1 protein-coding gene is annotated in these 815 nt (G+C 46.0%); it reads left to right on the top strand.

What is annotated here, in order from left to right; translation table 11 throughout:
- A partial coding sequence (locus A3766_RS30310; RefSeq protein ID WP_197479295.1) for a hypothetical protein occupies positions 1 to 815 on the top strand: 815 nt, incomplete at both ends.

Genomic DNA, 815 nt, shown 5'->3' with positions numbered 1-815 from the left:
CAGTATGCAGAGCTATCGGATTTCTATTACGTTTGGCAAAAACGAACTTTAAAAGACCTGTACCCTGATGTTTTTTCAATCCGATTAACCAATAAAAGAGATGAGGCTGTAGCAAATCCATCAAGAGATGGTTCCGCCAAGAATGCAAAAGCCGAATATCAAAGGCTCATGCAGGAAATTTTTGAAGAAAGCCGCAGGGTTGTAAAAGATAACGGCGTGATGACGCTAATGTTCACCCACAAGGCACAAGACGCTTGGGAGACATTAACTAGATCTTTAATTGAAGCAGGCTGGGTAATAACAGCATCATTCCCAGTGGAATCTGAATTTGGTTATTCAACTCATCAACTAAATTTAGCTGCCGCTGCAAGCTCAATATTTATCACCTGCCGAAAACGCCAAGAAGAGCAAACACAAGCTGCTTTCTGGTCTGGCTTAGGCGGCACCGGTGTACAACACCAAATTCGCTCTGCTGTAGAAGCAGGCCTTGATGAATTTAGACCACTAAAACTCAACGCCGTTGACCAGATGATTGCCTGTTACGGTCGCGCCCTGCAGGTATTAAGTGAAAACTGGCCAGTAATGGATGGCGATGAAGAGGTATCACCTATTCGCGCCATGAACGAAGCCAGCCGAGTCGTCGCAGAACACCAGATAAAAGTGATTACGGATGGCAATATCTCAGTTGACGACTTGGATACTGAAACGGCCATGGCTCTCACCATGTACGGTATCTGGGGGCATAACGAGGCTTCCTTTACCGAAGTATTAAACCTGTCGCGCTCGCTCAATATTAGCCTCGAAACCCGCACCGG

The sequence above is a fragment of the Oleiphilus sp. HI0132 genome (genome assembly GCF_001635845.1).
Note: the sequence above shows the minus strand (reverse complement) of the source record. Positions and strands in the feature narration are given on the sequence as shown.